The sequence below is a fragment of the Pseudomonas oplopanacis genome (genome assembly GCF_057128725.1).
In genome coordinates, this window is sequence record NZ_JBSKHV010000015.1 from 90,788 (window position 1) to 113,559 (window position 22,772).

The 22,772-nt window shown below is 61.6% G+C and carries 21 protein-coding genes; 8 read left to right on the forward strand and 13 right to left on the reverse strand.

The annotated features are described in order from the left end of the window. Position 1: 1 nt before the first annotated feature. From metX to ACWKV5_RS24715, 5 genes are all read right to left on the reverse strand, one after another. Positions 2 to 1,141 carry a homoserine O-succinyltransferase MetX gene (metX, locus tag ACWKV5_RS24695; RefSeq protein ID WP_483843383.1) on the reverse strand — a complete coding sequence of 380 codons (1,140 nt, stop codon included), beginning with the start codon at positions 1,139 to 1,141 and terminating at the stop codon, positions 2 to 4. 181 nt (positions 1,142 to 1,322) lie between these two features. Then, a complete protein-coding gene (locus ACWKV5_RS24700; RefSeq protein WP_483843384.1) occupies positions 1,323 to 1,619 on the reverse strand; it encodes a DUF167 domain-containing protein in 297 nt (98 codons plus the stop codon). Then, positions 1,619 to 2,206, reverse strand: a complete 588-nt coding sequence (locus ACWKV5_RS24705) for a YggT family protein (protein WP_027926561.1) — start codon at positions 2,204 to 2,206, stop codon at positions 1,619 to 1,621. The genes ACWKV5_RS24700 and ACWKV5_RS24705 overlap by 1 nt, the downstream gene beginning before the upstream one ends. Before the next feature lie 24 nt (positions 2,207 to 2,230). Further along, complete coding sequence (gene proC / locus ACWKV5_RS24710; protein WP_483843385.1) at positions 2,231 to 3,049, reverse strand: pyrroline-5-carboxylate reductase; 819 nt, start codon at positions 3,047 to 3,049, stop codon at positions 2,231 to 2,233. 25 nt (positions 3,050 to 3,074) lie between these two features. Beyond that, positions 3,075 to 3,761 (reverse strand): YggS family pyridoxal phosphate-dependent enzyme, encoded by a 687-nt coding sequence (locus tag ACWKV5_RS24715; protein ID WP_483843386.1) that lies wholly within the window; start codon positions 3,759 to 3,761, stop codon positions 3,075 to 3,077. Positions 3,762 to 3,818: 57 nt separating this feature from the next. Here ACWKV5_RS24715 and ACWKV5_RS24720 point away from each other — a divergent pair, with 57 nt between their 5' ends. Then, positions 3,819 to 4,853 (forward strand): type IV pilus twitching motility protein PilT, encoded by a 1,035-nt coding sequence (locus tag ACWKV5_RS24720; protein WP_483843387.1) that lies wholly within the window; start codon positions 3,819 to 3,821, stop codon positions 4,851 to 4,853. 137 nt (positions 4,854 to 4,990) lie between these two features. On the opposite strand, the gene ACWKV5_RS24725 is transcribed toward ACWKV5_RS24720, so the two are convergent. Further along, positions 4,991 to 5,608 (reverse strand): C40 family peptidase, encoded by a 618-nt coding sequence (locus ACWKV5_RS24725; protein ID WP_123434727.1) that lies wholly within the window; start codon positions 5,606 to 5,608, stop codon positions 4,991 to 4,993. Between the two features lie 250 nt (positions 5,609 to 5,858). Between ACWKV5_RS24725 and ACWKV5_RS24730 the strand changes: the two genes are divergently transcribed. Continuing rightward, positions 5,859 to 6,290 (forward strand): NINE protein, encoded by a 432-nt coding sequence (locus ACWKV5_RS24730; protein WP_483843388.1) that lies wholly within the window; start codon positions 5,859 to 5,861, stop codon positions 6,288 to 6,290. Positions 6,291 to 6,382: 92 nt separating this feature from the next. Here the strand turns inward: ACWKV5_RS24730 and ACWKV5_RS24735 are convergent, their stop codons facing one another. From ACWKV5_RS24735 to gshB, 7 genes are all read right to left on the reverse strand, one after another. After that, entirely contained in the window at positions 6,383 to 7,654 is a 1,272-nt protein-coding gene (locus ACWKV5_RS24735) for a dihydroorotase (protein WP_059182019.1), read from the reverse strand. Then, positions 7,651 to 8,655, reverse strand: coding sequence for an aspartate carbamoyltransferase catalytic subunit (locus ACWKV5_RS24740; RefSeq protein ID WP_046029744.1), 1,005 nt, complete (start codon positions 8,653 to 8,655; stop codon positions 7,651 to 7,653). Before ACWKV5_RS24740 ends, ACWKV5_RS24735 begins: the two co-directional genes overlap by 4 nt. A 27-nt stretch (positions 8,656 to 8,682) precedes the next feature. Further along, a complete protein-coding gene (pyrR, locus tag ACWKV5_RS24745) occupies positions 8,683 to 9,186 on the reverse strand; it encodes a bifunctional pyr operon transcriptional regulator/uracil phosphoribosyltransferase PyrR (protein ID WP_483843389.1) in 504 nt (167 codons plus the stop codon). Positions 9,187 to 9,285: 99 nt separating this feature from the next. Next, positions 9,286 to 9,723 carry a Holliday junction resolvase RuvX gene (ruvX, locus tag ACWKV5_RS24750; RefSeq protein WP_007945492.1) on the reverse strand — a complete coding sequence of 146 codons (438 nt, stop codon included), beginning with the start codon at positions 9,721 to 9,723 and terminating at the stop codon, positions 9,286 to 9,288. Continuing rightward, a complete protein-coding gene (locus tag ACWKV5_RS24755) occupies positions 9,723 to 10,295 on the reverse strand; it encodes a YqgE/AlgH family protein (RefSeq protein WP_483843390.1) in 573 nt (190 codons plus the stop codon). Before ACWKV5_RS24755 ends, ruvX begins: the two co-directional genes overlap by 1 nt. A 98-nt stretch (positions 10,296 to 10,393) precedes the next feature. Continuing rightward, on the reverse strand, positions 10,394 to 11,293 hold the full coding sequence (locus ACWKV5_RS24760) for an energy transducer TonB (protein ID WP_483843391.1): 900 nt from the start codon (positions 11,291 to 11,293) through the stop codon (positions 10,394 to 10,396). Between the two features lie 77 nt (positions 11,294 to 11,370). Then, positions 11,371 to 12,324: a glutathione synthase gene (gene gshB / locus ACWKV5_RS24765; RefSeq protein ID WP_123434720.1), complete on the reverse strand. Its 954-nt coding sequence runs from the start codon at positions 12,322 to 12,324 to the stop codon at positions 11,371 to 11,373. A gap of 224 nt (positions 12,325 to 12,548) precedes the next feature. Between gshB and pilG the strand changes: the two genes are divergently transcribed. The 6 genes from pilG to ACWKV5_RS24795 all read left to right on the forward strand — a co-directional run bounded on the left by pilG (position 12,549) and on the right by ACWKV5_RS24795 (position 22,448). After that, entirely contained in the window at positions 12,549 to 12,953 is a 405-nt protein-coding gene (gene pilG, locus ACWKV5_RS24770) for a twitching motility response regulator PilG (RefSeq protein ID WP_027926573.1), read from the forward strand. Between the two features lie 57 nt (positions 12,954 to 13,010). Next, entirely contained in the window at positions 13,011 to 13,376 is a 366-nt protein-coding gene (gene pilH, locus ACWKV5_RS24775) for a twitching motility response regulator PilH (protein WP_027926574.1), read from the forward strand. Between the two features lie 10 nt (positions 13,377 to 13,386). Further along, positions 13,387 to 13,920: a chemotaxis protein CheW gene (locus tag ACWKV5_RS24780; RefSeq protein ID WP_483843392.1), complete on the forward strand. Its 534-nt coding sequence runs from the start codon at positions 13,387 to 13,389 to the stop codon at positions 13,918 to 13,920. Between the two features lie 72 nt (positions 13,921 to 13,992). Then, complete coding sequence (locus ACWKV5_RS24785; protein WP_483843393.1) at positions 13,993 to 16,050, forward strand: methyl-accepting chemotaxis protein; 2,058 nt, start codon at positions 13,993 to 13,995, stop codon at positions 16,048 to 16,050. A gap of 49 nt (positions 16,051 to 16,099) precedes the next feature. Next, complete coding sequence (locus tag ACWKV5_RS24790) at positions 16,100 to 22,000, forward strand: Hpt domain-containing protein (protein ID WP_483843394.1); 5,901 nt, start codon at positions 16,100 to 16,102, stop codon at positions 21,998 to 22,000. Next, the gene (locus ACWKV5_RS24795; protein ID WP_483843395.1) at positions 21,993 to 22,448 is read left to right on the forward strand and encodes a chemotaxis protein CheW; all 456 of its coding nucleotides are present in this window, start codon (positions 21,993 to 21,995) and stop codon (positions 22,446 to 22,448) included. The genes ACWKV5_RS24790 and ACWKV5_RS24795 overlap by 8 nt, the downstream gene beginning before the upstream one ends. Positions 22,449 to 22,772: the final 324 nt, after the last annotated feature.

Here is a 22,772-nt window from a genome sequence, read left to right on the forward strand (position 1 = left end):
CTCACAACGCAATGCGGTTCATGTAATTGCTGAAGGCCTGCAAGTAACGCGGGATCGGAATCAGGAAGGCGTCGTGGCCTTGCGGAGCATCGATCTCGAGGTAGCAGACGTCTTTCTTGGCCGCCATCAGCGCGTCCACCAGTTCCCGCGAGCGGGCAGGGGAGAAGCGCCAGTCCGTGGTGAACGACATCACGCAGAACTTGGCCTGGGCATTGGCGAAGGTTTTCGCCAGGTCGTCGTCGAAGTTCGCTGCAGGGTCGAAGTAGTCCAGCGCCTTGGTCATCAGCAGGTAGGTGTTGGCGTCGAAACGTCCGGAGAACTCTTCGCCCTGATAACGCAGGTAGCTTTCGACCTGGAACTCGACGCTGTGGAAGTCGTAGTTGAGCTTTTCGCTCTTGAGGCCGCGGCCGAATTTCTCGCCCATGGAATCGTCGGACAGGTAGGTGATGTGCCCGACCATCCGCGCCAGCATCAGCCCGCGCTTGGGGATCACGCCGGCTTCCTGGAACGAACCGCCGTGGAATTCGGGGTCGGTGAGGATGGCCTGGCGCGCCACTTCGTTGAAGGCGATGTTCTGTGCCGACAGCTTAGGTGCCGAGGCGATGGCCAGGCAGTGACGAATGCGCTCGGGGTAGGTGATGCTCCATTGCATCGCCTGCATGCCGCCGAGGCTGCCGCCAATCACCGCCGCCCATTGGCTGATGCCGATACGGTCGGCCAGTCGCGCCTGGCTGTGCACCCAGTCTTCCACGGTCAGCACCGGGAAATCGGCGCCGAAGGGCTTGCCGGTCTCCGGGTTGATGCTGCTCGGGCCAGTGGAGCCGTTGCAACCGCCGAGGTTGTTCAGGCTGACCACGAAGAATTTGCTGGTGTCGATCGGCTTGCCGGGACCGATGCAGCTGTCCCACCAACCGGGTTTACGGTCGTCGGCGCTGTGAAAGCCGGCAGCGTGATGGTGACCGGACAACGCATGGCAAATCAGCACGGCGTTGCTCGCCGTGGCGTTCAGCGTGCCGTAGGTTTCGTAGATCAGGTCATAGGCTGGAAGCGAACGCCCGCAGGCCAGGGCCAGGGGTTCGCTGAAGTGCGCCACTTGCGGCGTCACCAGACCAACAGAATCGGGGGGAAAGGCAGTTGGCATCGACCCTGCTCTCGTTGAAATGAGGCGTAAGTCTAAAGACCGGTGGGGTTAGCGGCAAGCAAAGGGCAGGCCTGATTTCATTCAGTCAGACCGAGGTGCGCCATTCGCGAGCAGGCTCGCTCCCACAGGGGAACGCATTCCATTGTGGGAGCGAGCCTGCTCGCGAAGAACGATGCCGTGGTCAACCTGCCGGACGCGCCAGATCAGGCAACTCCGGCAGCTTCTTCGGCGAACAGATCCGCACCCGTTTCTGCCGGTTCAACTCGCCGCTGATCAAACTGACCTGGCTTTTGGAAACCCCAAACGCCTTGGCCAGAAACGCCATCAGATACGCATTGGCCTTGCCTTCAACCGGCGGCGCAGTCAGGCGGATTTTCAGGCGATCGCCGTGCAGCCCGCAGAAATCATCGCTGCGGGCCGCCGGTTGCAGGTGACACTCCAGAATCAGGTCGTCACCTTCCCAGCGAAAGTAGCTCATCAGATCAAGCCGAGCAGCCCCTGCGGCATGAAGGCGAAGTACGCCAGGCGCGGGATCAGCCAGCTTTGCAGCAGCTGGATCACGATGAAGGCGAAGATCGGCGAAATGTCGAGACCACCCAGGTTCGGGATGATCCGGCGGAACGGCGCGAGGACCGGTTCAGTAATCTGCGCAACCAGTTCGGCGCCCGGATTGTGGCTGCCCGGGGCGACCCACGACAGGATCACGCTGATGATCATGGCGTAGAACAGAATGTTCAAGAACAGCGAGAACAGCGCGATCAGGGCCCACGGCACCAACAGCAGCCAGTCGACCATGAAGCCTTTGAGCGCCAGGATCACCGCGATCAGCAGCATCTGGATGATCAGCGCCAGCACCAGCGACGACATGTCGAGCCCGAACATGCTCGGGATCACCCGACGCAACGGCTTGAGCAACGGCTGAGTGGCTTTGACGATGAACTGGCAGAGCGGGTTGTAGAAGTTCGCCCGAACCAGTTGCAGGATGAAACGCATCAGTACGATCAGCAGGTACAGGCTGCCAAGGGTTTTAATGATGAAAATGGCAGCGTCATTGAGTCCGAGCATCGTTGATTCCTTTGTAAGAGCTGATTAGCGACCGAGTTGCTCAGCCATCTCGGCCGAGCGATGCGCAGCGGCGCCGAGTGCTGTTTCGACCAGGGCTTCGAAGCCACCGGCCTGGAATGACTTGATCGCAGCTTCCGTGGTGCCCGCAGGCGACGTTACACGACGACGCAGTTCGGCGGCGTCAACATCGCTGGCAACCGCCATGTGTGCGGCGCCCAGCGCGGTTTGCAGGGTCAGTTGCGAGGCGATGTCTGCCGGCAGGCCGAGTTTCACGCCGGCGGCGGTCATGGCTTCGATCAGCAGGAAGAAGTACGCCGGGCCCGAGCCGGACACCGCAGTGACCGCGTCCAGTTGCTGCTCTTCGTTCAGCCACAGGGCGATGCCGACGGCCGACAGCAGTTCTTGAGCTTGTTGGCGTTGATCGACGTTCACTTCGGCGGTGGCATACAAACCGCTTACGCCCTGACGCAGCAGCGCCGGGGTGTTGGGCATGCAACGCACGATCGGCTGGGCGCCGAGCCAGTTGTTCATGCTGGCGCAGGTGATGCCCGCGGCAATCGACACCACCAATTGATTCGGTTTCAGGCTCGGGCGAATCGCTTCACACACGGCTTTCATCGCCTGGGGTTTGACCGCCAATACGACGACGTTGGCATCCTGGATGGCCTCGGCATTGTCGGCGAAGACTTCGATGCCGTGTTCGGCAGCCACCTTGGCGCGGGTTTCGGCGCCCGGATCGCTGGCGCGGATTTGCGAGGCGTCCAGACCCTTGGCGCGCAGGCCGCCGATCAGGCTGGCGGCCATGTTGCCGGCACCGATAAAGGCAATACGAGTTTTGCTCATGTCAGGTCCTTAGAAAAGAAAGTGGTCAAGGCTGGCTGTAGTCGCGGGCGCCGAACAGGGCCGTACCGATACGGACCCATGTGGCGCCTTGGGCGATGGCCGACTCGAGGTCATGGCTCATGCCCATGGAAAGTGTGTCCAGCGGCAGGTTCAGGCTGGCTTGCAGGCTTTGTACGGCCGCAAAAGCGGCATCCTGTTCGGCACGATCATCGGTCGGCTCGGGAATCGCCATCAACCCGCGCAGATTAAGGCGTGGCAATTCGCTGATGGCCTTGGCCAGGGCCGGCAGGTCGGCCGGGGTGCAGCCGGATTTGCTGGCTTCACCGCTGACGTTGACCTGGATGCAGATGTTCAGGGGCGGCAGATCGGCAGGACGTTGTTCGGACAGGCGTTGTGCGATTTTCAATCGATCCACGGAATGCACCCAGGCGAAGTGCTCGGCGATAGCGCGAGTCTTGTTCGATTGAATGGGGCCGATGAAGTGCCAGATCAAGGGCAGGTCGGCCAGTTCGAGCTGTTTGCCCAGGGCCTCCTGCAGGTAGTTCTCGCCAAAGTCGCGCAGGCCGGCGTCGTACGCTTCGCGCAGGGCTTCGGCGGGTTTGGTCTTGCTCACGGCCAGCAGTTGAACGCTGTGCTCATCGCGCTGGGCGGCCAGGGCGGCGGCACGGATGCGTGAACTAACCTGAGCAATGTTGTCTGCTATCGTGGACATTCAATGTGCGCCAGCGGTCTGAAGGTTCGCGGCATTCTACTGGAATTGAGGGGCGCTATGGATATCACTGAACTGCTGGCTTTCAGCGCTAAACAGGGCGCATCCGACTTGCACTTGTCCGCCGGCCTGCCACCGATGATCCGTGTCGACGGCGACGTGCGACGCATCAACCTGCCGGCCCTGGACCACAAACAGGTGCAAGAACTGATCTACGACATCATGAACGACACCCAGCGGGTGGACTTCGAGAAACACCTGGAAACCGATTTTTCCTTTGAGGTGCCCGGTGTGGCGCGCTTCCGGGTTAACGCGTTTAACCAGAACCGTGGCGCAGGCGCCGTGTTCCGGACCATTCCGTCGAAGGTCCTGAGCATGGACGACCTCGGCATGGGTGAGGTGTTTCGAAAAATCACCGACGCGCCGCGCGGGCTGGTGCTGGTGACGGGCCCGACCGGCTCCGGCAAGTCCACCACCCTGGCGGCGATGATCGATTACCTGAACAACCATCGCCATCACCATATCCTCACCATCGAAGACCCGATCGAGTTCGTCCACGAATCGCGCAAATGCCTGATCAACCAGCGCGAAGTGCATCGCGATACGCGCAGTTTCGCCACGGCCCTGCGCTCGGCGTTGCGGGAAGACCCGGACGTGATTCTGGTAGGGGAGATGCGCGACCTGGAAACCATTCGCCTGGCGCTGACCGCCGCCGAGACCGGGCATCTGGTGTTCGGCACGCTGCACACCACCTCAGCGGCGAAAACCATCGACCGGGTGGTGGATGTGTTTCCGGGGGATGAAAAATCGATGGTGCGTTCGATGCTGTCCGAGTCGTTGCTGGCGGTGGTGTCACAGTCGCTGGTGAAGAAGATCGGCGGCGGGCGGATTGCGGCTCACGAGATCATGCTCGGCACATCGGCGATCCGTAACCTGATCCGCGAAGACAAGGTCGCGCAGATGTACTCGTCGATTCAGACCGGCGGGAACCTGGGGATGCAGACGCTGGATATGTGCTTGAAGGACTTGGTGACCAAGGGCTTGATCAGCCGCGAGCATGCGCGGGAGAAGGCGCGGTCGCCGGATAATTTTTGAGATGCGGTGTTCTCACGGGGCCCCTTCGCGAGCAGGCTCGCTCCCACAGGATTGATGCAGTCCATGTGGGAGCGAGCCTGCTCGCGAAAGGGCCATCATGCACAAAAAAATCCCGGGGCAGGCCCGGGATTTTCGGATCAGCGCTGAACGACGCGCATCTGATTCGGTTCTTTCGGCAGAACCCGCTTGGCAACCACGTAGTGGCTTTCCCAGTACGGCTTCTTCAGCGTGTCGATGGTCACCGACTTGCCACGACGGGGTGCGTGGATGAAGCGGTCGTTGCCCAGGTAGATGGCAACGTGATTGACCCGACGGCTCTTGATGTTGAAGAAAATCAGGTCGCCCGGCTTCAAATCGCTGCGATCGACTTTCTCGCCGTGACCGCTGGCCATGGCGTTAGAGGTGCGCGGCAGGTCAAACGTGGCGTCGTTGAACGCATATTTCACCAGGCCGCTGCAGTCGAACCCTTTACTTGGGCTGCTGCCGCCCCAACGGTATGGAGTACCGAGGACGTTTACAGCGCGGCTCAGCACGTTGCTGCTGGTCTTGCTCGCCATCGGCGGAACAAGCTTGCTGTTGTCACTCAGCTGGGCCGAGTGTTTTGCATTTTGTTTGTTTTTACTCGAAGGAGCAGAAACATGGGATTTTGGGGTGTAACCATTAACGTTTGGAAGACGTTGCTCACGATTGGTGGCGTGGGCGGCCAGTGGCATCAAAAGGCAAATGGTTAGCCATGTCTTGAAAAATGGACGCATTAGGCAGGGCTCGAATAGGTGAACGCGCAACTTTATAACAGCTTTTTTTGCCCTTCCGAGGCCGTTGGTCGATTCAACCTGGTGGTCAATGGAACCAAACAAGCGGCAAATGGACGCAATTGTCGGACAGAAGTCAGGTGCTATAAGGCTTTGACGGACATCAAGGTAGCATCTGCCATACGTCGGCAACCTGTAAAAAAGTCACAAAGATTTAAAGAATATTTATCTATCGTGTGAATCGAGGTGCTCCATGAACAGCTATCAACAGTCCGCCGCGCATCAAGATACGCACAGCAAAGTGATCGGATATCTGCTGTGGATTTTCGGCTTTACCGGCGCTCATCGCTTCTATTACGGCAAGCCTGTGACCGGGACGATCTGGTTCTTCACCTTTGGCTTGCTGGGAATTGGCTGGCTGATCGACCTGTTTCTGATTCCGGCAATGGACCGTGAAGCGGATCTTCGGTTCACCGCGGGGCCGATCGAATACAACGTGGCGTGGATTCTGCTGACGTTTCTCGGGGTATTCGGCGTACACCGGATGTATCAGGGGAAGTGGATCAGCGGGTTGCTGTACCTGGTGACGGGCGGGTTGTTCTTTGTCGGGGTGCTGTATGACTTCTGGACGCTGAATGACCAGGTATCCCTGCGCAACGCCCAGAACAGAGGCGCTTTCCAGTAAGCCTTCGCGAGCAGGCTCGCTCCCACAGGGGATTTGTGAACGACACAGATCCAGTGTGGGAGCGAGCCTGCTCGCGATTGAAGGCAACTCGGTTACGCCTGGTGGCTAATCCGCCCATCCACCAAGGTGTAGCGCACCACGCCCGGCAGGCTATGCCCAATGAACGGGCAGTTCTCACCCTTGGACAGCCAGGTTTCACCCGCCACGGTCGACGCCGCAGGGTCGAACAGCACGATATCCGCCGGCCCACCCACCGCCAACTTACCGGCCGGCAAGCGCAATGCTTCGGCAGGCCCGGCACTCAAGCGCGCCAGCAACGTCGGCAGGTCCAGCAAACCATCCTCCACCAGCGTCATTGCCAGCGGCAGCAGCAGTTCAACACTGCTGATGCCCGGCTCTGTCGCGCCGAACGGCGCCAGTTTGGCATCCCGCTCATGCGGTTGGTGATGGCTGGAAATGGCCGAGATCACCCCCGATTTCACCGCCGCACGCAGGCCGTCGCGGTCGGCGCGGGTGCGCAGCGGCGGCTGGACGTGGTAGAGGCTGCTGAAGTCGATCAAGGCTTCGTCCGTCAGGATCAGCTGATACAGCGCGACATCGGCGGTCACCGGCAGCCCACGGGCCTGGGCCTGAGCGATCAGGGCCACGCCGCGAGCGCTGGTGAGCTGGCTGAAGTGCGCGCGTACGCCGCTTTGCTCGACCAGCAACAGGTCTCGGGCCAGGGCCACGGTTTCAGCGGTTTCCGGAATGCCCGGCAAACCGAGAAAACTCGCGGTCGGGCCTTCATGGGCCAGGCCACCTTCGGCCAGGTCGTGGTCCTGCGAGTTGAAAATCACCGTCAGGTCGAACGTCGCCGCGTATTCCAGCGCCCGGCACAGGGTGCGGGTATTGCGGAAGCTGTCCAGGCCGTTGCCGAAGGCCACGCAACCGGCATCGCGCAAGGCCACGAGCTCGGCCAGTTGCTCGCCGTCCAGGCCTTTGCTCAGGGCGCCGATCGGGAAGACTTTGGTGTTGCCGGCTTCACGGGCGCGGTCGAGGATCAATTCGGCCACGGCCGAGGTGTCCAGCACCGGTTTGGTTTTCGGCGGGCAGCACAGGCTGGTCACGCCACCGGCGGCCGCGGCGCGGGTTTCGCTGATGATCGAGCCTTTGCGGCTGTAGCCCGGCTCGCGCAGGGCGACGTTCAGGTCAACCAGCCCGGGAGCGGCCACCAGGCCTTGGGCGTCGAGGGTGTCGACGGCGACAAAACCGGCTGGGGCGGCGCCGAGGGCGACGATCTTGCAGGCTTCAATGTGGATGTCAGTCACTTTATCCAGGCCAGAGGCTGGATCAATTACGCGTGCGCCGAGAATGCTGAGCTTCACTGGGCGTTCTCCTGCTCGAATTGACGTTGCGCAGTCTGCCCGCTCATGGCCATGGACAGCACGGCCATACGAATCGCAATACCGTAGGTGACCTGGTTGAGGATCACCGAGTGCGGACCGTCGGCCACCGCCGATTCAATCTCCACCCCGCGGTTGATCGGCCCCGGGTGCATGACGATGCAATCCGGCTTGGCCCCGGCCAGGCGCGCGGTGGTCAGGCCGAACAGGCGGTAGAACTCGCCCTCGCTCGGCAGCAGGCCACCGGCCATGCGCTCGCGTTGCAGGCGCAACATGATCACCACATCGACGTCTTTGAGGCCTTCGGTCATGTCGGTGTAGACCTTCACGCCGTACTGCTCGATGCCGATCGGCAGCAGGGTTTTCGGGGCGATCACGCGGATGTCCGGGCAGCCGAGGGTTTTCAGCGCCAGCATGTTCGAGCGCGCGACCCGCGAGTGCAGGATGTCGCCGACGATGGCCACCGAGAGGTTTTCGAAGCCGCCCTTGTGGCGACGGATCGTCAGCATGTCGAGCATGCCCTGCGTCGGGTGCGCGTGCCGGCCGTCGCCGCCGTTGATGATCGCCACTTGCGGACAGACATGTTCGGCGATGAAGTGTGCGGCACCGGAGTCACCGTGACGCACGACAAACATGTCGGCGGCCATGGCTTCCAGGTTGCGCAGGGTGTCGAGCAGGGTTTCGCCCTTGCTGGCCGACGAGGTCGACACGTTCAGGGTAATCACGTCTGCCGACAGCCGCTGGGCCGCCAGTTCGAAGGTGGTGCGGGTGCGGGTGGAGTTTTCGAAGAACACGTTGCACACGGTCTTGCCGCGCAGCAACGGGACTTTCTTCACCGCCCGGGCGCCAACTTCGAGGAACGAGTCGGCGGTGTCGAGGATTTCCGTCAGCAGCTCGCGGCGCAAACCGTCGAGCGAGAGGAAGTGGCGCAGCTGGCCCTGATCATTGAGCTGCAGCGGGCGCTTGGTATCTAGAGGCGTCATCGCGAGGGGGACTCTCAATAGGGCGGATTAAAGGGCGAGGTCTTGCAGTTCAAGCTTGAGCTCGGGGCCGGACAGCTTGACCCGCTCATGGGCGGCCAGCGGCAGCGTCGCGCCAACTACATTCGGGCTGATCGGCAACTCGCCGGCGTCGAGGTCCAGCAGGCAGACCAGCGTTACGCTGGCCGGGCGGCCGTAGTCGAACAGTTCGTTCATGGCGGCGCGGATGGTCCGGCCGCTCATGAGCACGTCGTCGATCAGCACCAGGTGCTGGCCTTCGATCTCGAACGGCAGCGCCGACGGGCGAACCTGCGGGTGCAGGCCGTTCTGGCTGAAGTCGTCACGGTAGAAGGACACGTCCAGGGTGCCGAGCGGCGCGTCGCTGCCCAGTTCTTCGAGCAACGCCTGGGCGACCCAGACACCGCCGGTACGGATACCGATGTAACGCGGTTCGCTGATGCCACGGTGTTCCAGGTGTGCCTTGAGACGGATCGCCATCTGGCTGATCAGTTCGGCGGGATTGGGCAGGCTCATGGTTGCTCCTTCTTGGGCCCGAGCCGGATGCTGCTTGAAGGGTGGCTCGGGTTGTCGCTATAGAGAGTCGCTTGCGGCGGCTCTTGAGGATTCGTTGCTTCAGGACTCGAACAGTGCGCTGTTTTCGTCGAGCCAGCCTTGCAGCAGCAGGGCGGCGGCGATGGCGTCGACCGGGTTGTCGCGGTAACTGCCTTTTTGCCCGCCGCGATCACGTCGCTCGCCTTTGGCTTCAAACGTGGTCAGGCGTTCGTCGTGGGTATAGAAGGGCAAGTTGTAGCGACCGTTGAGGCGCCGGGCGAATTTTTCCGCGCGCAGGCACATGTCGCTCGGGGTGCCATCCATGTTCAGGGGCAGGCCGACCACCACGGCGTCGGGCTTCCACTCCTTGATCAGGGCTTCGACCTGATTCCAGTCGGGAACGCCGTTCTGCGCCTTCAAGGTGCACAGCTCGCGAGCCTGGCCGGTAATCACCTGGCCGACCGCAACGCCGATCTGTTTGGTGCCGTAGTCAAAACCCAAAATCAGGCGCAGGGCCATCAGGCGTGCCCCGCCTGGCTGGTCAGCAGGCTGAGATTGACGCCCAAATGTTTGGCCGCCGCTTCGAGGCGCAGTTCGCTGCTGGTGTTGAACAGGATGTCGGCGTCGTACGGGCAGGTCAGCCAGGCGTTCTGCGCCAGTTCGGCATCCAGCTGGCCGGCTTCCCAGCCGGCGTAACCGAGGGCGATCAGGCTTTTCGCCGGGCCTACGCCGTCGGCGATGGCGAACAGCACGTCCTGGGAAGTGGAAAGAGACAGTTCGTCTGCCAGATCAACGGTCGCCTGATAGCTCTCGCCCTTGGGATGCAGGACAAAACCACGATCGGTCTGCACCGGGCCGCCGATGAAAATCGGTACATGCCGGCACAGCGCTGGCGGCTCGATGTCCGGGCGCAGCTGCTCGAGGATCTCGGCCAGATTTAGGTCTTGCGGGCGGTTGATCACCAGCCCCATGGCACCATTGGCGGTGTGCTCGACGATGTAAGTCAAGGTGTGCGCAAAGTTCGGGTCGGCCATGTGAGGCATGGCGATCAGGAAGTGATGCTTGAGGTAGCTGGGGCTGACGTTCTTCATGAGCGCTAGTGTGGCGTTGGAGGGGCAAACTGACAAGCTGGGGATGCCGCATTTTGGCAGTCGACACAGATCAAATGTGGGAGCGGGCTTTGTGTGGATCAGTTACTGGAGAGCCTGTCCCCACGCGCAAACTTCCACGTGCGGATGATTTCCAGGCGGTCGATGTCCGAAAGGTCCCCGGTAAACGGCGCAAACGGCGCCGCAAGCCTGACGATCCGCTGCGCCGCCTGATCCAGCAACGGTTGCCCGGACGACTCCAGCACCAGCACTTCATACAGCGAGCCATCGCGGTTGATCGAGACCATCAAGCGCAAATTGCCGTAAATCTGTTGGCGGCGGGCTTCATCGGGGTAGTTGAGGTTGCCGATGCGCTCGACCTTCTTGCGCCATTCGTCCTTATACCAGGCGCCTTTGTCTTTCATGGTCGAGGCCGCGCTCAAGCGGTGGATACGCGGGCGTTTGGCGTACAGCTGTTGTTCGTTGGCCAGTTCCGCTTCGAGGCTGGCGATGTCGCTGGACAGCTGGGAACTGTCAAACGTCGGCGCGGCCACTTCCGCTTTGGTTGTCGGCTTGACCTCTTCGTTCTTGGCCGGGGCTTTTTTCGGCTTCGGTGCGATGGTCGTCACGGCAGCCTTGGGCGGCGCTTCCTGTACTTCAGGCTTGGCGGCGGGCGGTGGCGTGACTTTTTGCACCTTGTTGTCCTGGAACGGCGCGACCTCGGTGGTCTTGGGAATAGCCTTTTTATCCAGGGTGCCGCTGCCTTGCTGATTTTCCTGGGCGAGGAAATCGGCTTTTTCGGGCTTCTTTTCGCTTTTGAAGGTGGCGAGGGTGATTTCCAGGGTTTTGCTGATGGTTTTGGGTTCGACCATCGTAAAGCCGACGCCCAACAGCAAGGCCAGGTGAATCAACGCCGCGAGAAACAGGGTAAAACCGAGGCGATCGGCCGGGCGCACGCCACGATGGGCGAGTTCAGCGGGCAGATCGGACGGGAGCGTCATGACAAGAAGACCAACATCGCGTTTTTCACAGGCCGCGCATGATAACGCAATGTTGATCGTGTCTTGGCTGTTCTATATCAACGAGCCTTGAGCTTCTGATCGATGGCATCCATCAGCAGGCCACCGATGTCGGTGCCGAACGCATTATCAATCTCGCGAATGCACGTCGGGCTGGTGACGTTGATCTCGGTCAGGTGCTCGCCGATTACGTCCAGACCCACGAACAGCAGGCCTTTCTCGCGCAGGGTCGGGCCGACTTGGGCGGCGATCCAGCGATCCTTGTCGGTCAACGGGCGAGCTTCACCACGACCGCCGGCCGCCAGGTTGCCTCGGGTTTCGCCAGCGGCAGGAATGCGCGCCAGGCAATAATCCACCGGCTCGCCGTCGATCATGAGGATACGCTTGTCGCCGTCCTTGATGGCCGGCAGGTACGCCTGGCCCATGATCTGCTGGGTGCCCAGCGCGGTCAGGGTTTCCAGAATCACCGACAGGTTCGGGTCGCCAGCACGGTGACGGAAAATCGAAGTGCCGCCCATGCCGTCCAGCGGCTTGAGGATCACGTCGCCGTGCTTGGCGGCGAATTCACGCAGCACATCGGCGCGACGGCTGACCACGGTCGGCGGCGTGCATTGAGGGAACAGCGTGGCGAACAGCTTTTCGTTGCAGTCACGCAGGCTCTGCGGTTTGTTGACCACCAGCACGCCGGCGCGCTCGGCCTGCTCCAGCAGGTAGGTGGAGTACACGAACTCCATGTCGAACGGCGGATCCTTGCGCATCAGGATCACGTCCAGATCGCTCAGCAGCGCGTCGGTCTCGGCTTCGAGTTCGAACCATTTTTCCGGGTTGGCGAAGACTTTCAGCGGTCGCATCCGCGCCCGTGCTTCACCTTCGCCCTGGTACAAATCGCGCTGTTCCATATAGAACAGTTCCCAGCCGCGCTTCTGCGCGGCTAGCAGCATGGCCAGCGAGCTATCCTTTTTATAGGAGATGCTGGCAATAGGATCCATGACAATCCCGACGCGAACGCTCATGGGTTTTTCCTCGAAAATGAATGGTCCGAACGGACATGAAAAAGTGGCGTCAGAGTGGCGCTGAGTGTGTTCCCGGTCAAGGAAAAACCACCGCAAAGACCGGCCGATAGATTGCATTTGGAGACTGTGCTAAAAAGGCTGCCATGCCGTGCTGGCCCTTGAGCATCAAGGGTTCCAGCCACCAAACGGACAATTTGTTTCGCAAAGGCGACGGTAGAGCATTTATGGATCAGCATTCCAGCGCCTTGAAGGTCATGGTGATCGACGATTCGAAGACGATTCGTCGTACCGCCGAAACGCTGTTGAAGAATGTGGGTTGTGAAGTCATTACGGCCATCGACGGTTTCGATGCGCTGGCCAAGATTGCCGATAACCATCCCGGCATCATCTTTGTCGACATCATGATGCCGCGTCTGGATGGCTATCAGACCTGCGCTTTAATCAAGAACAACAGTGCGTTCAAGTCCACGCCAGTGATTATGCTGTCGTCCAAGGACGGGCTGTTCGACAAGGCCAAGGGGCGCATCGTCGGCTCCGACCAGTTTTTGACCAAGCCTTTCAGCAAGGAAGAACTGCTGAACGCGATCCAGGCCCATGTTCCGGGCTTCGCCGCCGTTTTGCCGCAGTAGGACACGCACAGTGACGCTCGGCCAACGGGCCCGGCGTCGACAAGAATGGGGAAGACCATGGCACGTATTCTGATCGTCGATGATTCGCCGACCGAAATGTACAAACTGACCGGCATGCTGGAAAAGCACGGTCACGAAGTGTTGAAAGCCGAGAACGGCGCCGACGGCGTGGCCCTGGCCCGTCAGGAAAAACCTGACGCCGTGCTGATGGACATCGTCATGCCTGGCCTCAACGGTTTTCAGGCAACCCGCCAGTTGACCAAAGACCCGGACACCGGGCACATCCCGGTGATCATCATCACCACCAAGGATCAGGAAACCGACAAGGTCTGGGGGACGCGCCAGGGCGCCAAGGACTACCTGACCAAACCGGTCGATGAAGAGACCCTGATCAAAACCCTCAACAACGTCCTGGCCGGTTGATCGTCGGGCCATGACCGAGTCGCTGACGGCTTTCGAACTGCTGCTGCAGATCGACCAGCGCTGTCGTCTGCTGGCGGCGGACCTGCCGTCGCAACCGACCCGCCAGGACAGCTGGAGCGGCATCGGTTTTCGCATGGGCGAAGAGTGGTACGTCGCGCCCATGGGCGAGGTCAGCGAAGTCCTGCATGAACCGCGTTTCACTCAGTTGCCGGGCGTCAAATCCTGGGTCAAAGGGGTCGCCAACCTGCGTGGGCGACTGCTGCCGATCATGGATCTGTGCGGTTTCTTTGGCCACGAAGTCTCGGCGCCGCGCAAGCAGCGGCGGGTGTTGGTGGTGGAACATAACGAGGTGTTTGCCGGGTTGCTGGTCGACGAAGTCTTCGGCTTGCAGCACTTTGCCCAAGACACCCTGGAACCGGCAGATCAGGCGAGCGGGCCGATGTCGGCGTTCGTCAAAGGCCGGTTCCAGCGCGAGCAGGCCTGGCAAGTGTTCAGCCCGTTTGCGCTGGCGCAGTCGCAAGGCTTTATGCACGTGGCGGTTTGATCCAGTGGGAGCAAGCTCCCTCGCCACAGGTTCTTCGGCGGGTTCTAAAGGTTGGTTAACAGGCGAGGACCGATGATAAAAGCAAAAACAGGCAAGCCAGAAGGATCGCGCAGCCGCTCGCAGATCATCGTGCTGTTTATCGCGCTGATCGTGTTCATCATGCTGCTGTTCGCCAACTTCGCTTACCTCAATACCCAGGCGACGTACGACAAACAGTACATCGGCCACGCCGGCGAGCTGCGCGTGCTCTCCCAGCGCATCGCCAAAAACGCCACCGAAGCCGCCGCCGGCAAAGCGGCTGCGTTCAAGCTGCTCAGCGATGCGCGCAACGACTTTGCCTTGCGTTGGGGTTACCTGAAGAAGGGCGACCCGGCCACCGGCCTGCCGCCCGCGCCGTCCACCGTGCGCCCGGAAATGCGCGCCGTGCAGCTCGATTGGGAACGCCTGCTGAAAAACACCGACGCCATTCTCTCCAGCGAACAGACCGTGCTGTCGCTGCATCAGGTTGCCGCGACACTCGCCGAAACCGTCCCGCAGTTGCAGGTCGAGTACGAAAAAGTCGTCGAGATCCTCCTGCAACGGGGCGCCCCGGCGGCTCAGGTGGCGATGGCCCAGCGTCAATCGCTGCTGGCCGAGCGCATTTTGGGCGCAGTGAACACCGTGCTGTCCGGCGACGAAAACTCGCAGCAGGCCGCCGATGCCTTCGGCCGCGACGCCGCGCGTTTTGGTCAGGTGCTCAACGGCATGCTTCAGGGCAACGTCGCACTGCGCATCAGTCAGGTCGAAGACCGCGACGCACGCGCCCGATTGACCGAGATTTCCGAACTGTTCGAATTCGTCTCGGGCTCGGTGGATGAAATCCTCGAAACCTCGCCCGAACTATTCAAGGTCCGTGAGTCGGCCACCAACATTTTTACCCTGTCGCAGACCCTGCTCGACGAAGCCTCGCACCTGGCCACCGGTTTCGAAAACCTCGCCGGCGGGCGCAACACCGACACCATCGGCGGCTACGTATTGGGTTTGCTGGCGCTGATGTCGATCATCCTGATCGGTCTGGTGATGGTGCGCGAAACCAACCGCCAGCTTCAGGAAACCGCCGAAAAGAACGAACGTAACCAGAACGCGATCATGCGCCTGCTGGACGAAATCGAAGACCTGGCGGACGGCGATTTGACCGTCACCGCCTCGGTGACCGAAGACTTCACCGGGACCATCGCCGACTCGATCAACTATTCCGTCGACCAATTGCGCGACCTGGTGGCGACCATCAACCTCACCGCCGGCCAAGTGGCCGCCGCCGTGCAGGAAACCCAGGCCACCGCCATGCACCTGGCGCAGGCCTCGGAGCATCAGGCACAGCAGATTTCCGAAGCCTCCACGGCCATTAACGACATGGCCCAGTCCATCGATCAGGTCTCGGCCAACGCTGCCGAATCGTCGGCGGTGGCCGAGCGCTCGGTGGAAATTGCCAACAAGGGCAACGAGGTGGTGCACAACACCATCCACGGCATGGACAACATTCGCGAGCAGATTCAGGACACCGCGAAACGCATCAAGCGTCTGGGTGAGTCTTCCCAGGAAATTGGCGACATCGTCAGCCTGATCGATGACATTGCCGACCAGACCAACATCCTCGCGCTCAACGCAGCGATTCAGGCGTCGATGGCCGGTGACGCCGGGCGTGGTTTTGCGGTGGTCGCCGACGAGGTGCAGCGCCTGGCCGAGCGCTCGTCCGCCGCCACCCGACAAATTGAAACCCTGGTGCGGGCGATCCAGACTGATACGAATGAAGCGGTTATTTCCATGGAGCAGACCACCACCGAAGTGGTGCGTGGCGCACGGCTGGCGCAGGATGCCGGTGTGGCTCTGGAAGAAATCGAAGGCGTATCGAAGACCCTCGCCGCGTTGATCCAGAGTATTTCCAACGCGGCGCAGCAACAAACCTCTTCGGCCGGGCAGATTTCCCTGACGATGAACGTGATTCAACAAATCACCTCGCAGACCTCGTCCGGCTCCACTGCCACCGCCGAGAGCATCGGCAACCTGGCGAAAATGGCCAGTCAGCTGCGGCGTTCGGTGTCCGGCTTCACCTTGCCGGCCGCCAAGGCGCAGGCGGCAGACAAAGTGTGAACCGTCCACAGGCGTATGATTTTTGATTGGCGTAGGGACTGGAGTGGTTATGGGTGATCGGCACGACTATGTGGCCCTTGAGTGGGTCAAAGGCGAGATTGCCGAAACGCTGAAGCTGGCTCATCAAGCCATCGAAACCCTGCTTGATGACCCGCAGGCGTTGTACGCCTTGAGCGATTGCCTGGCGTACATCCATCAGGTTCACGGCAGTTTGCAGATGGTTGAATTCTACGGCGCGGCGTTGCTCGCCGAAGAGATGGAACAGTTGACCAGCGCCTTGCAGCACGACCGCGTCAGCCATCGTGACGAGGCACTGCACCTGTTGCTGCAAGCCCTTGGGCAACTGCCGATTTACCTCGACCGGGTGCAAAGTGCGCGCCGGGACTTGCCTTTGGTGGTGTTGCCGCTGCTCAACGATTTGCGCAGTGCCCGGGGTGAAACCCTGCTCTCGGAAACCAGCCTGTTCAGTCCGCAACTGGCGGATCTGCCGCCGTTGGACGAAGCTTCACTGATCCGGCTGGAGCCTGCGGACTTCGACAATGTGCTGCGCAAATTACGCCAGATGCTGCAGGTGGCGCTGGTCGGGTTGCTGCGCGAGCAAGATGACCAGACCCACCTCGATTACCTGGGGAGGGTTTTTTCACGCCTCGAAGGGCTGTGCGCAGGGGCGCCCCTGAGCCCGTTGTGGCAAGTCGCCTCGGCGCTGGTCGAAGGCATGCGCGCCGGCGTGATCGCCAACAGTCCGGCGTTGCGCAGCCTGTTCAAGGAGGCCGACCATGAGCTCAAGCGTCTGCTTGAGCAAGGCTTCCACGGCATTAATCAACCGGCACCGCCGGAGCTGCTCAAGAGTTTGCTGTTCTACATTGCCAAGGCCGACCATCCCACCGGGCAGATGCTGACCATGAAAGATCGCTACTCACTGGACGATGCGTTGCCCGACAGCGCGATGGTCGATGAAGAACGTGCGCGACTGGCCGGCCCCGACCGTGATGCCATGCGTTCGGTACTGGCTGCGCTCTGTGAAGAACTGGTGCGGGTCAAGGAACGCCTCGACCTGTTCGTGCGCAGCGACCGCCAGCACACTTCGGACCTCGACAGCCTGCTGGCGCCACTGCGGCAGATCGCCGACACCCTGGCGGTGCTGGGGTTTGGTCAACCGCGCAAAGTCATCATCGATCAACTGGCGGTAGTGCTGAGCCTGGTTCAGGGCCAGCGCGAACCGAACGACGCGATCCTCATGGACGTCGCGGGCGCCTTGCTCTATGTCGAAGCCACCCTGGCCGGCATGGTCGGCACCGTGGAACCCGAGAGCCGGGAAGAAAGCCGCCTGCCGACCACCGACCTGACGCAGATCCACCAGATCGTCATCCGCGAAGCGCGCATCTGCCTGCAAGAAGCCAAGGACATGATCGTCGACTACATCGACGCCGACTGGGATCGTCAGCACCTTCAGGCATTGCCTGCGTTGCTGACCCAGGTGCGCGGCGCGTTGGCGATGATTCCGTTGAGCCGGGCGGCGAGCCTGATCGAAACCTGCAATCACTTCATCCGCGAGCATTTGCTGCTGGAGCCGGATCAACCCGGTTGGCAGGAACTGGACAGCCTCGCAGACGTGATTTCCAGCATCGAGTATTACCTCGAACGCCTGAGCGACGACCCCGAGGCACCGGGCGAAAAACTGCTCGATGTCGCCGAAAAAAGCCTGGCAGCGCTCGGGTTTTTCCCCAGCGAACTGCACGTGCCGATGCTCGACGATGTGCTCAGCCCAAGTGAAGCCCAGGTGATGCAGGACCAGCAGGAACTCGATGACCCCGAGATCGTGCAGTCGCTGGCCGATGTGCTGGCCAGTCCCGTGTCCTCAGTCAATCCACCGGCCCTGACCACGCCGGGCAGCCTGTTACCGCCGCCCGCCGACGAAGAACCGGTGGACGATGAGCTGCGTGAAGTCTTTCTCGAGGAGACCGATGAAGTCCTCGATATTCTCCATGAATACTTGCCGCGTTGGGCCGCCAACCCCGACGACAAACCCGCCCTGAGCGAATTGCGCCGCGCCTTCCACACGTTGAAAGGCAGTGGCCGGATGGTCCGGGCACTGGTATTGGGCGAGCTGGCATGGGCGGTGGAAAACCTGCTCAACCGCGTGCTGGAAGACAGCGTTCCGCCGGGCGCCGCCGTGCAGCAACTGCTCACCGACGCGCTGGATTTACTGCCGGAACTGGTAGCCGAGTTCGCCGGCAATGCCCAGAGGCAACGCAACGATGTCGACCAGTTGGCGGCGCGTGCGCACGCCCTCGCCAAGGGCGATGCGCCGGCCAGCGATGAAGACACACAGGACGTCGCGGCCCTCGACCCGTTGTTGCTGGAGATCTTCCGCAAAGAAGCCGAAACCCACCTGGCCAGCCTCAACCGCTTTCTCGATCAGGCCGCCGAGCATGTACCGCTGCAGGCCAGCGACGAGTTGCAGCGCGCCTTGCACACGCTCAAGGGCAGCGCCTCGATGGCCGGGGTCTTGCCGATTGCCGAGCTTGCGACGCCGCTGGACCAACTGGCCCGCGAATACAAGGCGCACCTGATCGCGCTGGACCTGGACGAAGTCGAGTTGTTGCTGGAAGCCGAAGGGCTGTTCCGGCTCGGCTTGCGCCAGCTCAAGACTGATCCGCTGGCCGAGATTCGCGGTGCCCGCTCATTGATCGAGCGCACCCAGGCGTTGCTCGCCGAACGTCTGCAATCGCTGTTGAGCACACCCAATACCGCGCTGCGAACCAAACGTGATCCGCAGCTGATCAACAACTTCCTGGCCCAGGGCATGGACATCCTGCTGGACGCCGAAAGCCTGTTGCAGCGCTGGCAGCAGCATCCCGGCGAACGTCAGGAGCTGACCGCGCTGCTCGATGAGCTGACCACCCTCGGCGAAGGCGCGCACCTCGCCGACCTGCACCCTGTGGACGCCCTCTGTGAAGCCTTGCTCGACCTGTATGGCGCGGTGGAAGAGAGCAGCCTGGCGGTCAGCGAACGGTTTTTCCATGAGGCACAAAGTGCTCACGAAGCGCTGATCAACATGCTCGACGAACTGGCTGCCGGCCAGGAAGTCAGCCCGCAACCGGAACGCATCCGGGCTTTGCGCGGTTTGCTCGATGAAAGTCTGGATCCGTCGTCCATGGGCCTGATCCGCAGTGACGGCAGCCGGACCCTGAGCATTCGCGAACTGGGCAGCGCCACCGCCGAGCTGGAGCAGGCCGCGACCCAGGTTGATCTGGACGATGAAATCGTTTCGATCTTCCTCGAAGAAGCCGTGGATATCCTCGAAAGCGCCGGCCAGGCTCTGCAGCGCTGGCTGAGTGACCCGGATAACGCCGCACCGCTGTCGTCCTTGCAGCGCGATTTGCACACGCTCAAGGGCGGGGCGCGGATGGCTGAAGTCGAGCCGGTCGGCGACCTCGCGCATGAATTGGAAAGCCTTTACGAAGGCTTGGTGGACCGCCGTTACACCCACAGCGAAACCCTGGCGCAGTTGCTGCAACAGAGCCATGACCGGCTCGCGGTGCTGCTGGAGCAGCTACAGAATCAACAATCGCTGGGGACGCCGAGCGAGTTGATCGAGGCGATTCGCCAGTTTCGCCAAGGCAACGTCAACGCCGCCGAAGTGACGGAGCCCGCGCCGGTCAAGGATTCGCCGGGGCATGATCCCGAGTTGCTGGAAATCTTCCTCGAGGAAGGTTTCGACATCATCGAAAACTCCGGCGCCGCCCTCGTGCGCTGGCAAGCCGAACCGTCGAGCCGGCAGGAAATCGAAACCCTGCTGCGTGACCTGCACACGCTCAAGGGCGGTGCACGCATGGTCGAAATCGGCCCGATTGGCGACTTGGCCCACGAGCTGGAATTTCTCTACGAAAGCCTGTCGGCGGGCACCCTGCAACCGAGTGCAGCGTTGTTCACCCTGCTGCAAAGCAGTCACGACCGCCTGGCGCAGATGCTCGATGCGACCCGCGCCGAACAGCCCTTGCCGCCGGCTGACCGGCTGATCGACGCGATCAAGAACTTCAGCCATCCGGCCGTGCTGCAACCCGTTGTTGTCGCGCCTGTCGCCGCCAAGCCCGAGGCGCCCGCGCTGCAAGCCGACGCGGGCGCCGACATGGTCAAGGTCTCGGCGGAGCTGCTCGACGACCTGGTCAACCTGGCCGGTGAAACCTCGATCTTCCGCGGCCGTATCGAACAGCAGGTCAACGATGCGCGCGTCACCTTGAGCGAGATGGAAACCACCATCGAACGGATGCGCGACCAACTGCGCCGGCTCGATACCGAAACCCAGGGGCGGATTCTCAGCCGTCAGCAAGTCGATGCCGAACGCCTGGGCTACGAAGAATTCGACCCGCTGGAAATGGACCGCCACTCGCAATTGCAGCAACTGTCGCGTGCGCTGTTCGAATCGGCCTCTGACTTGCTGGACCTGAAGGAAACCCTCGACCGACGCAATCAGGACGCGGAGAACCTGCTGCAACAGCAGGGCCGCATCAATACCGAGTTGCAAGAAGGCCTGATGCGCACGCGCATGGTGCCGTTCGAACGGATGCTGCCGCGTTTGAAGCGCATCGTTCGGCAGGTCTCCAGCGAGCTGGGCAAAGACGTGGAATTCATCGTCGGCAACGCTGAAGGCGAGATGGACCGCAACGTCCTCGAACGCATGGCGCCGCCGCTGGAGCACATGCTGCGCAACGCCGTGGACCATGGGCTGGAATCGGCCGAGGTGCGCATCGCCGCCGGCAAACCAGCCAAGGGACGGATCACCCTCGACTTGTCCCGCGAGGGCGGCGACATGATTTTCGATATCCGCGACGACGGTGCCGGCGTGCCGCTGGACGCTGTGCGGCGCAAGGCGATCAAGCGTGGTTTGCTCGCCGAAGATGCGGATATCAGCGACCGCGATGTGTTGCAGTTCATCCTGCAACCGGGGTTTTCCACGGCCGAGAAGATCACCCAGATTTCCGGGCGTGGCGTCGGCATGGACGTGGTCCATGAAGAAGTCCGCCAGCTCGGCGGCACCATGGTCATCGACTCGGTGCCGGGGCAGGGCGTGCATTTCCGCATACGTCTGCCGTTCACTGTGTCGGTCAACCGTGCGTTGATGGTGCAGTGTTTTGAGGACCAATACGCGATCCCGCTGAACACCATCGACGGCATCGTCCGCGTGCTGCCCAACGAACTAGAAGGGCATTACCGACTCGATCCTCCGCGGTACAAATACGCCGGGCAGGACTATGAGTTGTGCTACCTCGGCGAGCTGCTGAAAACCAGCACCCGCCCGAAACTGCTGGGCCAAAGCCTGCCGTTGCCGGTGTTGCTGGTGCAGTGCAACGAGCGGCACATTGCGGTGCAGGTCGACTCCATGGCCGGCACCCGCGAGATCGTGGTGAAAAGCCTCGGCCCGCAATTCGCCGCGGTGCAGGGCTTGTCCGGGGCGACGATTCTGGGCGATGGCCGGGTGGTGCTGATTCTTGATTTGCTGGCGCCGATCCGCGCCATGCAGGCGCCGTCGCCGCAACGGGCGCAGACCCAGGACACCGAGGTCGAGCCGCACAAGCCCTTGCTGGTGCTGGTGGTCGATGATTCGGTGACCGTGCGCAAGGTCACCAGTCGCTTGCTCGAACGCCACGGCATGAACGTGCTGACCGCCAAGGACGGGGTCGACGCCATGTTGCTGCTCGAAGAACACATGCCGGACGTGATGCTGCTGGACATCGAAATGCCGCGCATGGACGGCTTCGAAGTCGCGGCCCAGGTGCGCGCCGACGAGCGCTTGCAACACCTGCCGATCATCATGATCACCTCACGCACCGGCCAGAAACACCGCGACCGCGCGATGGCCATCGGCGTCAACGACTACCTTGGCAAGCCGTACCAGGAATCGGTGCTGCTGGAAAGCATCGCCCTGTGGAGCAAATCCCATGCTTGAACATCGCACCAGCAACCTCACCGGCCTGTTGCTGCCCTTGGCCGACCGCAACCTGATCGTGCCCAACGTCGCGGTGGCGGAGCTGATCGACTATCAACCGGGGGCGTTCGACCTCGATACGCCACCGTGGTACCTGGGGCTGGTGAAGTGGCGGGACCGGCAGATTCCGTTGCTGAGTTTTGAATCGGCGTGCGGCCAGAAAATTGTTATTGGCGAGCGGGCGCGGATCGTGATTCTCAACGCGCTCGGCGGACGGCCGACGTTGAAGTTCATTGCGTTGCTGGTGCAGGGGATTCCTCGGTCGTACAAGCTCGACAGCCAATTGAGTTATGTCGACGTGCCGCTGTGTTCGCTGGAGCAGGCAGCGGTGCAGGTGGGCGAGCAAGTGGCGAAGGTGCCGGACTTGCTGGCGCTTGAAGAGTTACTGGTGAGTGCCGGATTGGTTTGACGGGCCCCTTCGCGAGCAGGCTCGCTCCCACAGGGGTTTTGTGTACGCTGCAGATCCAATGTGGGAGCGAGCCTGCTCGCGAAGGCGGCCTTCAATACACCGCAGACATGACTGCACAAATCTGTGGCGAGGGAGCTTGCTCCCGCTGGGTCGCGAAGCGGCCCCAAATCCTGCAATCGAGGTGTATCAGGTGCACCCTGCGTAATGGTTTTACGACTGCTACGCAGCCGAGCGGGAGCAAGCTCCCTCGCCACAGGGGAGTGTTCGTTACGGTGAGCGTAACGATCCGACGCTGCGCTTGATTGATGCCCCCACCCAACACTC

Coding starts and splice junctions, on each gene's coding strand:
- metX (WP_483843383.1), bottom strand. CDS start 1,141: ATGCCAACTGCCTTTCCCCCCGATTCTGTTGGTCTGGTGACGCCGCAA.
- ACWKV5_RS24700 (WP_483843384.1), bottom strand. CDS start 1,619: ATGAGCTACTTTCGCTGGGAAGGTGACGACCTGATTCTGGAGTGTCAC.
- ACWKV5_RS24705 (WP_027926561.1), bottom strand. CDS start 2,206: ATGCTCGGACTCAATGACGCTGCCATTTTCATCATTAAAACCCTTGGC.
- proC (WP_483843385.1), bottom strand. CDS start 3,049: ATGAGCAAAACTCGTATTGCCTTTATCGGTGCCGGCAACATGGCCGCC.
- ACWKV5_RS24715 (WP_483843386.1), bottom strand. CDS start 3,761: ATGTCCACGATAGCAGACAACATTGCTCAGGTTAGTTCACGCATCCGT.
- ACWKV5_RS24720 (WP_483843387.1), top strand. CDS start 3,819: ATGGATATCACTGAACTGCTGGCTTTCAGCGCTAAACAGGGCGCATCC.
- ACWKV5_RS24725 (WP_123434727.1), bottom strand. CDS start 5,608: ATGCGTCCATTTTTCAAGACATGGCTAACCATTTGCCTTTTGATGCCA.
- ACWKV5_RS24730 (WP_483843388.1), top strand. CDS start 5,859: ATGAACAGCTATCAACAGTCCGCCGCGCATCAAGATACGCACAGCAAA.
- ACWKV5_RS24740 (WP_046029744.1), bottom strand. CDS start 8,655: ATGACGCCTCTAGATACCAAGCGCCCGCTGCAGCTCAATGATCAGGGC.
- pyrR (WP_483843389.1), bottom strand. CDS start 9,186: ATGAGCCTGCCCAATCCCGCCGAACTGATCAGCCAGATGGCGATCCGT.
- ruvX (WP_007945492.1), bottom strand. CDS start 9,723: ATGGCCCTGCGCCTGATTTTGGGTTTTGACTACGGCACCAAACAGATC.
- ACWKV5_RS24755 (WP_483843390.1), bottom strand. CDS start 10,295: ATGAAGAACGTCAGCCCCAGCTACCTCAAGCATCACTTCCTGATCGCC.
- ACWKV5_RS24760 (WP_483843391.1), bottom strand. CDS start 11,293: ATGACGCTCCCGTCCGATCTGCCCGCTGAACTCGCCCATCGTGGCGTG.
- gshB (WP_123434720.1), bottom strand. CDS start 12,324: ATGAGCGTTCGCGTCGGGATTGTCATGGATCCTATTGCCAGCATCTCC.
- pilG (WP_027926573.1), top strand. CDS start 12,549: ATGGATCAGCATTCCAGCGCCTTGAAGGTCATGGTGATCGACGATTCG.
- pilH (WP_027926574.1), top strand. CDS start 13,011: ATGGCACGTATTCTGATCGTCGATGATTCGCCGACCGAAATGTACAAA.
- ACWKV5_RS24780 (WP_483843392.1), top strand. CDS start 13,387: ATGACCGAGTCGCTGACGGCTTTCGAACTGCTGCTGCAGATCGACCAG.
- ACWKV5_RS24785 (WP_483843393.1), top strand. CDS start 13,993: ATGATAAAAGCAAAAACAGGCAAGCCAGAAGGATCGCGCAGCCGCTCG.
- ACWKV5_RS24790 (WP_483843394.1), top strand. CDS start 16,100: ATGGGTGATCGGCACGACTATGTGGCCCTTGAGTGGGTCAAAGGCGAG.
- ACWKV5_RS24795 (WP_483843395.1), top strand. CDS start 21,993: ATGCTTGAACATCGCACCAGCAACCTCACCGGCCTGTTGCTGCCCTTG.